Here is a 12,624-nt window from a genome sequence, read left to right as displayed (position 1 = left end):
TGAGTCTTTATGCTCAGCTTAGGTCGCTTCAATAGGCACTTTATAGGGTGGCCAGCCAGCCGCCATCCACGTAAATCATCTGGCCATTGACGTAATCGGAAGCAGAGGACGCCAGATAAATGGCGGTACCAACCAGTTCGTCGGGTTTTCCCCAGCGTCCCGAAGGATTGCTGCTGCAGACCCATTTATTGAACGCTTGGTTTTCGACCAGCGCTTCGTTCATATCCGTGAGAATGTAGCCCGGCCCGATGCCGTTGGTCTGGATATTGAACGGCGCCCATTCAGCCGCCATCGATTTGGTTAGCAGCTTGATGCCGCCTTTTGCCGCAGTGTAGGGCGCGACGGTAGGACGCGCGGCTTCGCTGGTCAGCGATCCGATATTGATAATTTTCCCACCGCGCTGGCGTTCCACCATGCGTTTGGCGGCCGCCCGCGAGACGAGGAAAGCGCTGGTAAGATTGACATCCAACACGCGCTGCCAGTCGCTCAATGCCAGTTCCAGCATCGGTTTGCGGAACTGGATGCCTGCGTTGTTGATCACAATGTCGACGTGAATATTTTCTTCATCGAGCTGCTGGAACACCGCTTCAATCGCGGCTTCATCAGCCACATTGAACAGAAAGCCTCGGGCATCAAATCCCTGTTGCTGTAATTGCTCCAGCGCCGTATCCATGTGCTCCTGACTCGTGCCATTCAGCAGCACTTTTGCGCCGGCCTGCGCCAGGCCTTGTGCATAAGCAAAGCCCAAACCGCGCGTTGAGCCGGTGATCAGGGCGGTTTTCCCGGAGAGGTTGAATAAGGTCTGCATAACAAGACGTCCTTCATGTAGCATGACTAACAAGTTGGATGGGTTACTTTTACGTTATGCGCAGAAAGGCAGCAATTGGCAGGTGAGAGATTTGTAAGATATCTCACAGATTTTTAATGCCATTGTCAGCAGGTAATTATCCGGACTCAATATTAATTGATTGAAATTAATAACTAAATTTCGCTATTTTGCACTAAAACTGTTGATGTCAGCAAAATTCCTTCTTGTGTTACAAGCAGTGACGCGTTAAAAAGCGGTAGACATGTAGGACAAGTGAGTAATGCCGTGGCGCTGGAAAGTATCCAAAAACATAATGTGGTTGATGTCATCTACGAGCAGATGAAGCAGAACATTCAGGATGGTCTGTGGGAGCCGGGCTGTAAGTTGCCGTCTGAAGCGGAATTGACCGCGACCTTTCAGGTGAGCCGCGTCAGCGTGCGGAGTGCCGTGCAGAAGCTGCGTGACCTTGGCGTGGTGGTGACGCATCAGGGAAAGGGCACTTATGTCACCCGCGAGGTGGCGCGCTACGGATCGTTCAGTGATAATCAGCCCATTCTGCACCTTTCGCAGGAAGAGTTTGATGATATGCGGGTTTTCCGTCAGACCGTCGAGTTCAAATGTATGGAGCTGGCAGTGCAGAACGCCACTGATGAAGATGTCAAAGTGCTGGAAAGCGCCTTGAATCGCATGCTGGTGAGTAAAGATGACTACAAAAAGTACTCGCTGGCGGACTACGATTTCCATCTGGCAATTGTGAAAGCCTCGCACAATAAGGTGTTCATCCATGTCATGGAATCCCTGAAGGGTATTTATGTGCATTACCTCGAAGAGTTGAACCGCGTATTAAGCATCACGCTGGAAAGCGTAGAAGCCCATATCAAAGTCTTTATGGCGTTGAAAAACCGCGATGCATCGCTGGCGGCCGAGACGCTTAATAGTGCGATGACACATAACGTGCACGCCATTGAAGATGTGCGCCATAACTGAATAACCATAAGCCTTACGCAGGGCTTTTTAATACACATAACATGTAGGACATCATACAGCATGTTATCCAGATACCGTGAGGATCATGATGAGTAACCTGAAAATTACCGATGTAAAAACCATCCTTACCGCGCCAGGCGGCATTGATTTAGTGGTGGTAAAGATCGAAACCAGCGAACCTGGTTTATACGGTTTGGGCTGCGCCACTTTTACTCAACGTATCTATGCGGTCGCCGCAGCGATTGAAAACTATATGAAGCCGTTTTTGATTGGTAAAGACCCGGCGCGTATCGAAGATATCTGGCAATCGGCAGCGGTGAGTGGTTACTGGCGTAACGGCCCGGTAATGAATAATGCGCTCTCAGGCGTGGATATGGCCCTGTGGGATTTGAAGGGTAAAGTCGCCGACCTGCCGGTGTATGAACTGCTTGGCGGCAAATGTCGCGATGGCGTGCCGCTATATCGTCACTGCGACGGTGCCGATGAGATTGAAGTCGAAGATAACATTCGGGCGCGCATGGAGGAGGGCTATCAATATGTGCGCTGTCAGATGGGCATGTATGGCGGCGCGGGTACCGATGATTTGCGTCTGATTGCCGGCAAGCTGGCCAAAGCTCGCAATATCCAGGCGAAAGTGTCACCGCGTAATCCTACTCACGGCATCTATTTCGATCCGGATGCTTATGCGCGCGCCGTACCGCGCCTGTTTGATCATCTGCGCAATAAACTCGGCTTTGGCGTCGAGTTTATTCATGATGTACATGAGCGCATCACGCCGATCGCTTCGATTCAGTTGGCGAAATCACTCGAACCGTATCAGCTGTTTTTCCTCGAGGATCCGGTTGCGCCAGAAAATATCGACTGGCTAAGTAAGTTACGCAGCCAAAGCAGCACACCAATTGCCATGGGCGAGCTGTTTACGCAAATCAACGAGTGGAAGCCATTAATTCAAAACCAGCTAATCGATTATATTCGCTGCCATGTCAGCACCATTGGCGGCATCACGCCGGCGAAGAAGCTAGCGACCTTTGCGGAACTTTTCGGCGTGCGCACAGCGTGGCACGGTCCGGGTGATATCTCACCGATTGGCGTGGCAGCAAACCTGCATATTGATCTGAGCATCACCAATCTTGGTATTCAGGAGTACACGCCGGTGAATGAAGCATTGCAGGAAGTGTTCCCAGGCTGTCCGGAGATTGATAGGGGCTATGCGTATCTTAGCGATCGTCCGGGGCTCGGCGTGGATATCGATTTGAACAAAGCGGCGAAATACCCGGTGTTGGGCGGTATTCCAGACTGGACCAATGCACGTCTGCCCGATGGTACAGCTGCAAGACCTTAATAAATTATGAAATGGCGAACGTTGTACTGATAGCCCTATTCAATTGCCATTCTTCAACCGACCAGTAGGTGAAACAAGGCGAAGAGATAGCACCGCCTTGTTTCACGAGTTCTCATCTGCTTCGCTTTATATATTGAGTTAGTAAAACACTTCATTCAAAAATTTGTGAGAGAGATGGTTCCTGATCTAACAGTACCTCTGAAAGGGCTGGGCGTATGTTCATTCGCAACGAGCGTTCAACGTTTCTATTGAGCCGAATGGCAAACGGTGAAGATTAGCTAATTTGATCGTTTATCTCAGCTCCAATAGGGCTCCTGGCAATACAGGTATTGCCGTGCGAGTAGACGGGGGATTTTTCTCGGTGCTATCTAAACCTACGTGTGATTTTATTAAAGACATCGTTCCAGCAACCCAAATAAGGCTATTCAAAAGCAGATCGTCAAGCGAGAGGATCTGCTACCTTTTTATTCTCCTAGTGATTCATTACTGGATTAGGTAGCATGATTATTTTTCTGACTGCTCCAAATATAGGGGGGAACATATTTTTCCCGGCATTCATCTATATAATCTGACCACCATTGCATCATTGCTTTACGGGCTTCCAGGTGCTCCGCTTTATGTATATACGCTGCCCGCACACTGTTACGCTCCTGATGGCTCATCTGCCTTTCAATGGCATCCTCTGACCATCGGCCGGACTCTATCAGGGCGCTACAGGCCATTGCCCGGAATCCATGGCCGCAGACATCCTCTTTAGTATCATAATCCATTAGTCGTAATGCTTTATTAATCGTATTTTCACTCATTGGTTTATATAGATCACGAATGCTGGGGAACACCAGTTCCTTGTCACCGGAGATTTCTCTTATCTGTTTCAGAATGTCGATGGCCTGTTGGGAAAGCGGCACAATATGCGGCGCACGCATTTTTGCCCCCCGCCCAGAGTTGCGAACATTGGGGATAGTTTCTCGGGTGGCGGGGATAGTCCAGAGCCTGTTTCTGAAATTAATCTCCGGCCAACGGGCGAAACGCAGTTCACTGGAACGGATAAATACATGAAGAGAGAGCATGATCGCCAACTGAGTTAACTCCCGTCCCTGCTTGTAGTCGTCAATGCGTTTCAGCAGTTCCGGCAGACGTTCCAGGGGCAGGGCAGGATAGTGACGTTTGATGGGCGGAACGGTGACGCCTTTCAGGTCAGCAGTCGGGTTGTGTTCAATCAACCCCTGATGTAAGGCGTGCCGCATAATGCTGCTTATATATTGTCGGATACGAGAAGCTATTTCAAGCAAGCCTTTATTCTCAATGCCTTTTAGCAGATTAATGAAGTGCTGAACTTTCAGTTCTGTTACCGGCAGATGACCAATAACCGGGAAAATGTGGTTGTTCATGCGGCCAAGCACGCGATTGGCGTGATCTTCCGACCAAGTTTTATTGCTTTTATGCCAGCTCAAAGCTACGGCTTTGAAGGCTTTTTCCGGTGACCGGGCTGCCTTTTCAATAAGACGCTGTTGTGCCGGGTTGATCTTCTGTGCAAGTAGCTTACGGATGCCGTCACGCTGTTGCCGGGCGTCGGCCAGAGAAACATCAGGATAAGCACCTAAACTGAGGCGGGATTCTTTGCCATTGATACGGTACTTGAGATACCAAAGTCGCGATCCATTTGGATTAACCAATAAATACAGACCATGAGCATCGGATGTTTTGAATGGTTTAATTACTGGTTTGAGGTTGCGGATTTTGGTGTCTGTAAGAGACATATGGTGGTCACTCCATCATCGAACTGAAATGACCCCAGATCAGACCACCAATTTTTCCCGATGCGGAGGATTAAATCAAAATACACCGGGAAGAATTTTCACGCTAACTTCTTGAATCAATATCAGATAAAGATTCGCTAGGAGGCATGAAAATAGGAAATTGGCTCCTCTGACTGGACTCGAACCAGTGACATACGGATTAACAGTCCGCCGTTCTACCGACTGAACTACAGAGGAATCGCTTGAACGGGGCGAATATTAACGGCGCTGATCCCGCTTGTCAAAGCCCTGTTTACTGAATTGCGTTCAGATGCTCGTAAAAGCAGCGGATTGGCGGTTTTTACGCAAATCTGCTGGCTTTTCAAACTGCCAACAGGATCTCACTTTGCGGGCATTTCTCGGCAGATGTTAGAGGCATGTCAAAGTTTTGTTGTTTGCCGATGTTAAAACAACCGTTTCAGTGCTTTTATGATAAAAATTTCAAAAAGACATTATATGGAACAAATAAACTGCTTATCATCACGGTCGTGATTATCATCCGGAAATGAAACGGCATTTTTAAACTAACTGTTTGCAGATCAAGTGATTGTGAAAAGGAGTGGTCGATCACAAAAATAGCCATAACCTGAAGTCTTACCTCAAATTTCCTGAAACAGACGCCAGACAGGCTGGGTGAATGTAAAAGATATTTTTCATTCGCGGGTACAGCCGCTGAGCAAGTTAACAAATAAGAAGGGTCCCTATGAACATTAAAAAAACGATTGTCGCCTCACTGTTAGCCTGCATGTTACCTGCCGCGGTTATGGCAAAAGATATCTCAGTGGGCGTCTCGATGGCGCTGTTTGATGACAACTTCCTGACGATTCTGCGTACTTCAATGCAGAAGGAGATGCAGAAGGATGGTGTTAAAGGCCAGGTTGAGGATGCAAAGGGTGACGTTTCACAACAGCTTCAGCAGGTTCAGAACTTCATCGGCCAGGGTGTTGATGCCCTGATCGTTAACCCGGTCGACACCAACGCGGTGAAACCGATTATGGATCAGGCAAGCAAAGCGGGCATTCCGCTTGTCTTTGTTAACCGCCGTCCAGGGGCTGAACTCACCGGCAAAATGGCCTATGTGGGTTCCGATTCAGAACTGGCCGGGCGGTTACAGATGGAAGCGCTGGCGAAAGCAATGAACGGCAAAGGCAACGTCGCCATTCTGATGGGTGACCTGGCGAATGAATCGACCCGCGACCGTACCAAAGGTGTGGAAGAAGTGGCCGCTAAATATCCTGGCATCAAAATTGTTCAGAAGCAGACCGCCAAATTTACCCGTAACGACGCGGTGGATGTGGTCAGTAACTGGATGACGGCCGGTGATGAAATCAATGCTATCGCGTCGAACAACGATGAAATGGCAATCGGTGCGCTGCAGGCACTGGGTAAAAACCCGAACAAAATCCTGATTGCTGGCGTTGATGGTACTCCTGATGCGCTGCAGATGCTGAAGCAGGGCAAGATGGTCGCTACCGTATTCCAGGATGCGCAGGGCCAGGGTGAAGGCGCAGTTCAGACGGCGATAAAACTGGTGAAAGGCGAACAAGTCCAGAAAATTATCAACATCCCTTACCAGCTGATTACCAAAGAAAATATGGAACAGTTTACCCAGCGTAACCTGAAATAATCGTTCCCGACCCAGCTGTACGGAGGTGATGTATGAACGCGTTTGCGCTTGAAGCCGAAGGCATCAGCAAGTTCTTCCCCGGCGTCAAAGCCCTCGACAACGTGTCGTTGCGGGTGCGTCCGGGAACGGTACATGCCTTGATGGGCGAAAATGGCGCGGGCAAATCCACTTTAATGAAGTGCCTTATCGGGATGTATCGTCCCGATAAGGGCACCATCAAAATTAAAGGGGAGCCGGTGCAGTTTCAGGACACCATGGACGCGTTGCGTTCCGGCATTTCAATGATCCACCAGGAACTCAACCTGGTGCCTTACATGACCGTCGCTGAGAATATCTGGCTGGGTCGTGAGCCGATAAAGTTTGGCTTTGTCGATCACGCCCGACTTAATCAGAAGACGCAGGAACTGCTCAACCGCCTGAATATCCGTCTGAAAGCCGATCGGATGGTGGGTGAACTGAGCATTGCGTCGCAGCAGATGGTTGAGATTGCCAAAGCGGTCTCCTGGGACTCAGACATCGTCATTATGGATGAGCCAACCTCCGCGCTGACGGAAACTGAAGTCGCGCATCTGTTTACCATCATTCGCGATCTGCGGGAGCAGGGTAAAGCCATCATCTACATCAGCCACAAGATGGATGAGATTTTCAACATCACCGATGAAGTCAGTATTTTCCGCGACGGCAGCTGGATCGCCAGCGATCAGACGGCGAAATATACCCGCCAGTCGCTGATTACACAGATGGTAGGACGCGAGCTGACGCAGTTGTTCCCGAAATTCAACAGTGCCATCGGGGAAGAGGTGCTGACGGTGCGTAATCTCACCTGCAAAGATCGTTTCACCGATGTCAGTTTCAGCGTGCGCCGGGGTGAAATCCTCGGCGTCGCCGGGCTGGTGGGGGCCGGTCGCAGCGAGGTGATGGAGAGCCTGTTCGGCATGGAGAGTTTTGACAGCGGTGAGATCCTGATTGATGGCGTACCGGTGACGATCGACTCACCCTCAACCGCAATTGAAAAAGGCATGGCGTTCCTGACTGAGGACCGTAAAAAGTCTGGCCTGTTTCTGGTGCTGTCGGTGATGGAGAACATGAGCATCGTCAACATGCCGGAGTACAGCGGCAAAAGCGGTTTTGTCAGTCATGTGAAGATGGCGCAGGACTGCATGGACCAGATCCGTCGGCTCAATATCAAAACGCCGACCATGGATCAGATCATCAATAACCTCAGCGGCGGTAATCAGCAGAAGGTTCTGATTGCCCGCTGGCTGCTGGCACAACCGAAGATTCTGATTCTGGACGAACCGACGCGTGGTATAGACGTCGGTGCTAAAGCGGAGATCTACCGCTTAATCAGTGAACTCGCCAACCGTGGCGTGGCTATCATCATGGTCTCCTCTGAACTGCCGGAAATCCTTGGCATGAGCGACCGGGTGATGGTGATGCACGGCGGGCGTATAACCGGCATCCTCGATAAAGAAGAAGCCGATCAGGAAACCATTCTGTCGTTGGCATCCGAGTGAGGCGCGAGACCACTATGAGCAATATGAAAGCTACTGCTACCCCGGCAGCCCCGCAGCAACCCTCTTTTTTTGCCAGCCTGCGCCATAAACTGCCGAAAGATACCGGCATTTTTGTGGTGATGGTGGGGATTGCATTGATTTTTGAAATGTTTGGCTGGTACGTGCGTGACCAGTCTTTCCTGCTCAACACCAACCGTCTGATCCTGATTGTCCTGCAGGTGGCGATTATCGGGATTATCGCCGTTGGCGTGACCCAGGTCATTATCACCACCGGTATCGATCTCTCGTCCGGTTCCGTCATCGCCCTGGCGGCGGTGGTCGCCGCCAGTCTGGCGCAGACCTCTGACAGCCTGTCGCCGATGTATCCGTCGCTGGTTAATATGCCTGCGGTGATCCCTATCGCGGCCGGTATTGGTGTTGGTCTGCTGGCGGGTGCGGTCAATGGTGTACTGATTACCCGCACCGGCATTCCGCCCTTCATTGCCACGCTGGGCATGATGGTGTCGGCACGCGGTCTGGCGCAGTATTACACTCAGGGTAATCCCATCAGCTTCCTTTCCGATGGCTTTACCTCAATCGGTCAGGGTGCCATGCCGGTCGTGATTTTCCTGGTGGTGGCACTGCTGTTTCACATCGCCCTGAAACATACCCGCTACGGTAAATATGTTTACGCCATCGGCGGCAACATGACCTCGGCAAAAGTCTCCGGTATCAACGTTAATAAGTATCTGATCATCGTCTACACCATTGCCGGCGCGCTCTCTGGCCTGGCGGGTGTGGTACTGGCGGCGCGCGTCAGCAGCGGCCAGTCGAGCATGGGGATGTCCTACGAGCTGGATGCGATTGCCGCAGCCGTTATCGGCGGCAGCAGCCTGATGGGCGGTGTCGGCCGTATCACCGGCACATTAATTGGTGCCGTTATCCTTGGCCTGATTAAAAGCGGATTCACCTTCGTGGGTGTTGATGCCTATATTCAGGACATCATCAAAGGGGTGATCATCGTCGCTGCGGTCTCTATCGACATGCACCGTAACCGTAAAAAACGTTAATCAGCAGGCGTTGCCTTCTTCCGCAACGGGAGAGGGCAACGGTTGCTTTTTTGTCTTCAGGAAGCGTCAGCGATAAGAAATCCCGCTGATAGCGGTTACATTCTCAGTCTGTTCGTTAATGCTTTCCTGTAAGCCTGGCGAGCCTTCATCCGGTGCAATACGTTTCCACTGCACTAAAACTGTACAGCCCGTCATCACTTTTCTGCACGTCTGACTCGCAGCATCTGCACTGCCACAGTGCGCCCGCTCGACTCCTCTGTTGCTATTACGCATTCCTGATCCTTATTAACCCTTAAGAGGTAATCAGAAACGCTTATTTTCCGGGCCGTTAGGAAAAATCTGGCTGACGGGCAAGGCGCAGGATTTAAACCTGGCCTGCATCTTGCAAAATCTCTGTCATCAGAGCGATGGGCCAGACACCTTTCGCTATTCAGGGTAAGTGACGGAGGCAAGATGAATTTAAGACGACTGAAGTACTTTGTGAAAATCGTCGATATCGGCAGTCTGACGCAGGCAGCGGAAGTGCTGCACATCGCGCAGCCTGCACTCAGTCAGCAGGTGGCAACGCTGGAGAATGAGCTGGATCAGCAACTCCTGATCCGCACCAAGCGCGGCGTCACGCCAACGGAAGCCGGAAAGATTCTCTATGGTCATGCGCGTACTATTCTGCGCCAGTGCGAGCAGGCCCAGACGGCGGTCATTAATGCCGGTCAGGTGCTGAGCGGCCAGGTATCAATTGGTCTGGCACCCGGCACAGCAGCCTCCTCGCTGACCATGCCGCTGCTGCAAACCGTTCGCGATCAGTTTCCTGAAGTACTGGTCTACCTGCACGAAAACAGCGGCAGCGTGCTGAATGAGAAAGTGATGAACGGTCAGCTGGATATGGCGGTACTGTACGATCGCGCTCCGACTGCCGGCATCAACAGCATGCCGCTGATGAAAGAAGATCTCTTCCTGGTCGGCGCTACCGACTACCCAGGAGCCAGCGTCGATCTGGCCGATGTAGCGCAGATGAGCCTGTTTTTACCCCGCGACTATAGCGCAGTGCGCAAACGGGTTGATGAGGCATTTTCACTGCGTCGCCTGAGTGCGCGCATCATTGGTGAGATCGAATCGATTTCAACCCTGACCGCAGCCATTTCCAGCGGCATGGGTGTCACCGTATTACCTGAATCGGCCGCCCGTGCGCTGGTAGGTTCAACCGATGCCTGGATGTCACGCATCAACAGCCCGTCACTGAGTCTTCCGCTGTCGCTGAACATCTCAGCCCGGTTGCCGCTGTCGCCTTCTGCACAGGCCGTGAAAAATATCCTGCTGTCGCTGCTGAATAAGCCGCTGAGTGAGGAGCGGGAATTGATGTTAGTAGGGTAGAGAGCGCGCTTTGCAGCGGGCTGAGGTCAGGCTTTGCAGCGGGCTGAGGTCAGGCTTTGCAGCGGGCTAAGGTCAGGCTTTGCAGCGGTCTGAGTCTGAGCAGGTTACGCCCGCCAGGCGGTGGAGAGTTTCAGGTCCTCCGTGCAGGCGGACGCGTCAAGGGGCGGACGCCCGCCCCTTAACAATCCCGGCGTCCGGCAGCCTGCGCGCCCCGCTCTGCGGGGTCCCTTCGTCACGCCCTGCGGCCCGCGGACCGTCCGGACGCGCCATCCCTGGCGCGAACCGTCCTTTCGCCGACGTCCTGTCGGCTCATCCTGGCCTCTGGTTGTTCCTCAGCGCTCCGGATGCCTCTCCCAAACCTCCGCCTGTGATTTCTTTTTTTTCTCTGGTGCTGCGTTGTCTGCTGACCTGTAAAGCCAAAGCCAAAGCCAAAGCCAAAGCCAAAGCCAAAGCCAATCCCGGAAACGTAAAGCGATAAAATACCCAACGTAAGAAGAAGAAATAACAGCAGGGGGTCAGGGAGGCCATCTGAGCCGTTGAGCGGATGAGGGATTTCAGGACGAGCGACAGGGATGTCGCGAAGAGGCGGGTTCGCGCCAGGGATGGCGCGTCCCGGCGGTCCCTGAGAAATCCGGAAGAAGCGAAGGGACCGCGAAGCGGCGGTGAAGCAGGCCGGAGCCCGGGGTCAAGGGGGCGCGGCGACTGGCGCCCCCTTGTTGGTCGCCTGCAGAGGCGTAACTGAAACTGCCCGGCTCACCAGGCGAACGAAACCCCTCTCATAGCCCGTTCGCGCAGCGAACACCCAGAGATGCCAATCCGCCAGGCGAACGAAACCTTCTCATAGCCCGTTCGCGCAGCGAACAAACACCAGCTTCAGCTCCGCACCCAGCCCCGTTCGCGCAGCGAACACCTCAGCGCATCCGCGTAATCTCCCCCGTTATTCCCTAAGGTCATAAAGCCAAATTTTTTAGTATTTCCTGTTATCAATAATAGTTCTTAACATTAGGGAATCAGATTATGTAAAGAGAGGTAAATGTCGTGAATTTCCAGCAGCTTAAAATCATCCGCGAGGCGGCCCGCTGTGAGTTTAACTTAACGGAAGTCGCTAACACGCTGTTTACCTCCCAGTCAGGTGTCAGTCGGCACATTCGTGACCTGGAAGATGAACTGGGTGTTGAGATCTTTATTCGTCGCGGTAAGCGCCTGCTGGGAATGACCGAACCGGGTAAAGCGCTGCTGACCATCGCCGAACGCATCCTCGATGAAGCAGGGAAGGTACGACGTCTGGCCGATGTCTTTACTAATGAAACCAGCGGCATTCTGACAATTGCAACGACCCATACTCAGGCGCGCTACAGTCTGCCGAAAATCATTAAAGCGTTTCGTCAGCTCTATCCCAACGTTCGTCTGGAACTCAACCAGGGATCGCCGCAGGAAATTGTCACCATGCTGCTGGCGGGTGAAGCGGACATCGGCATCGCCAGTGAAATGCTGGTCAATAACAGCAGCCTGGCGGCATTCCCCTGGTTCAGCTGGCATCATGCGTTGCTGGTGCCGAAAGATCATGAGCTGGTACAGAATCAACCGGTTTCACTGAGCACCCTCAGCCGTTATCCCCTCATTACTTACCGCCAGGGTATCACCGGTCGTTCGCGGGTTGACCGTGCCTTCCAGTCGGCGGGTTTAAAACCGGACATCGTGCTCAGCGCCCAGGACTCCGACGTGGTGAAAACCTACGTTAAACTTGGTCTGGGCGTCGGGATACTGGCCGATCAGGCGTGTGAAACGGAAGAGAGTGAAGAGCTGGTACGCATCGACGCCACGCATCTGTTTGATGCCAGCACCGTCTGGCTCGGCCTCAAGCGGGGACAGCTGCAGCGCAATTATGTCTGGCAGTTCCTGGAACTCTGTAACGCTAATCTGTCGCTGGAGGAGATCAAACGCCAGGCGCTCTCCTACAGTAATGACGACGAACCGGTCATCGACTTCCAGATTTAAAGCGCGTGCGCATCCCACCGGATGCGCGCACATTTCCGCACAGCATAAAATTTTAAATCCCCGCGAAAAACTCGCTTAGCGACCTTTCTGACCCCGCACAACAACATCCTGCGCTGACCCGGCGCG

The 12,624-nt window shown here is 52.4% G+C and carries 9 protein-coding genes and 1 tRNA gene; 7 read left to right on the top strand and 3 right to left on the bottom strand.

From position 1 onward, the window contains the following. Positions 1-40: 40 nt before the first annotated feature. Positions 41-808 carry an SDR family oxidoreductase gene (locus FA92_RS10635; RefSeq protein WP_033783486.1) on the bottom strand — a complete coding sequence of 256 codons (768 nt, stop codon included), beginning with the start codon at positions 806-808 and terminating at the stop codon, positions 41-43. Positions 809-1,093: 285 nt separating this feature from the next. Between FA92_RS10635 and FA92_RS10630 the strand changes: the two genes are divergently transcribed. Both FA92_RS10630 and FA92_RS10625 read left to right on the top strand, forming a co-directional pair. Then, on the top strand, positions 1,094-1,795 hold the full coding sequence (locus FA92_RS10630; RefSeq protein WP_033784612.1) for a FadR/GntR family transcriptional regulator: 702 nt from the start codon (positions 1,094-1,096) through the stop codon (positions 1,793-1,795). Between the two features lie 88 nt (positions 1,796-1,883). Next, positions 1,884-3,137 carry an enolase C-terminal domain-like protein gene (locus FA92_RS10625; RefSeq protein ID WP_033783484.1) on the top strand — a complete coding sequence of 418 codons (1,254 nt, stop codon included), beginning with the start codon at positions 1,884-1,886 and terminating at the stop codon, positions 3,135-3,137. 491 nt (positions 3,138-3,628) lie between these two features. On the opposite strand, the gene FA92_RS10620 is transcribed toward FA92_RS10625, so the two are convergent. Together FA92_RS10620 and FA92_RS10615 are read right to left on the bottom strand one after the other, a co-directional pair. Next, positions 3,629-4,897: an integrase arm-type DNA-binding domain-containing protein gene (locus tag FA92_RS10620; RefSeq protein WP_033783483.1), complete on the bottom strand. Its 1,269-nt coding sequence runs from the start codon at positions 4,895-4,897 to the stop codon at positions 3,629-3,631. A 161-nt stretch (positions 4,898-5,058) separates the two neighbouring features. Next, a tRNA-Asn gene (locus FA92_RS10615) sits at positions 5,059-5,134 on the bottom strand. A gap of 505 nt (positions 5,135-5,639) precedes the next feature. On the opposite strand from FA92_RS10615, the gene FA92_RS10610 reads away from it, so the two are divergent. The 5 genes from FA92_RS10610 (at position 5,640) to cbl (ending at position 12,498) form a co-directional block, all read left to right on the top strand. Next, on the top strand, positions 5,640-6,563 hold the full coding sequence (locus tag FA92_RS10610; RefSeq protein ID WP_033783482.1) for a sugar ABC transporter substrate-binding protein: 924 nt from the start codon (positions 5,640-5,642) through the stop codon (positions 6,561-6,563). Between the two features lie 32 nt (positions 6,564-6,595). Further along, positions 6,596-8,080, top strand: coding sequence for a sugar ABC transporter ATP-binding protein (locus FA92_RS10605; protein ID WP_033783481.1), 1,485 nt, complete (start codon positions 6,596-6,598; stop codon positions 8,078-8,080). 23 nt (positions 8,081-8,103) lie between these two features. Further along, positions 8,104-9,129 (top strand): ABC transporter permease, encoded by a 1,026-nt coding sequence (locus FA92_RS10600; RefSeq protein ID WP_179291192.1) that lies wholly within the window; start codon positions 8,104-8,106, stop codon positions 9,127-9,129. A 453-nt stretch (positions 9,130-9,582) separates the two neighbouring features. Then, positions 9,583-10,500: a nitrogen assimilation transcriptional regulator NAC gene (nac, locus tag FA92_RS10595; RefSeq protein ID WP_033783480.1), complete on the top strand. Its 918-nt coding sequence runs from the start codon at positions 9,583-9,585 to the stop codon at positions 10,498-10,500. A gap of 1,038 nt (positions 10,501-11,538) precedes the next feature. After that, positions 11,539-12,498 carry an HTH-type transcriptional regulator Cbl gene (gene cbl / locus FA92_RS10590; RefSeq protein ID WP_013358380.1) on the top strand — a complete coding sequence of 320 codons (960 nt, stop codon included), beginning with the start codon at positions 11,539-11,541 and terminating at the stop codon, positions 12,496-12,498. Positions 12,499-12,624: the final 126 nt, after the last annotated feature.

This window comes from Pantoea sp. 9140 (genome assembly GCF_000745295.1).
Lineage (GTDB): Bacteria > Pseudomonadota > Gammaproteobacteria > Enterobacterales > Enterobacteriaceae > Pantoea > Pantoea vagans.
The sequence above is the reverse complement of the archived record's forward strand: the minus strand, read 5'-3'. Positions and strand labels throughout refer to the sequence as shown.

What these genes read in the sequence shown, in the direction of transcription:
- FA92_RS10600 (WP_179291192.1), top strand. Translation starts at nt 8,104, where the DNA reads ATGAAAGCTACTGCTACCCCGGCAGCCCCGCAGCAACCCTCTTTTTTT.
- FA92_RS10620 (WP_033783483.1), bottom strand. Translation starts at nt 4,897, where the DNA reads ATGTCTCTTACAGACACCAAAATCCGCAACCTCAAACCAGTAATTAAA.
- FA92_RS10625 (WP_033783484.1), top strand. Translation starts at nt 1,884, where the DNA reads ATGAGTAACCTGAAAATTACCGATGTAAAAACCATCCTTACCGCGCCA.
- FA92_RS10605 (WP_033783481.1), top strand. Translation starts at nt 6,596, where the DNA reads ATGAACGCGTTTGCGCTTGAAGCCGAAGGCATCAGCAAGTTCTTCCCC.
- FA92_RS10610 (WP_033783482.1), top strand. Translation starts at nt 5,640, where the DNA reads ATGAACATTAAAAAAACGATTGTCGCCTCACTGTTAGCCTGCATGTTA.
- FA92_RS10635 (WP_033783486.1), bottom strand. Translation starts at nt 808, where the DNA reads ATGCAGACCTTATTCAACCTCTCCGGGAAAACCGCCCTGATCACCGGC.
- nac (WP_033783480.1), top strand. Translation starts at nt 9,583, where the DNA reads ATGAATTTAAGACGACTGAAGTACTTTGTGAAAATCGTCGATATCGGC.